General features: G+C 42.0%; 1 pseudogene. It reads left to right on the top strand.

Annotation, left to right across the window (positions count from 1 at the left end):
- Positions 1–281 (top strand): annotated as a pseudogene (locus AAEY78_RS12700) (DUF177 domain-containing protein); the annotation flags it as partial.

Raw genomic sequence — 281 nt, 5'->3', positions numbered from 1 at the left:
ACCCGTAGCCACTGACTTAACTGATGATTATGATATTGCACTACTCGATGACGAGAGCCAAGTGCGCCTAGTCAATGAAGAGCAGGACTATTTATTGCTTGATGAAGTCATTACTGAGCAGTCGCCAGAGCGCTTATTGCCTTTGAAAAAATTGGTTGAAGATGAAATATTGCTTAAAACACCGATGGCACCGAAGCACGATGACTGTGAAATGACGGTTGAGCAATTTGGTGAGATACCTGAAGAAGAAGAAAATGAAAATCCTTTTGCCGCTTTAGCAT

The sequence above is a fragment of the Psychrobacter sp. 16-MNA-CIBAN-0192 genome, assembly GCF_040309565.1.
Lineage (GTDB): Bacteria > Pseudomonadota > Gammaproteobacteria > Pseudomonadales > Moraxellaceae > Psychrobacter.
Note: the sequence above shows the minus strand (reverse complement) of the source record. Positions and strands in the feature narration are given on the sequence as shown.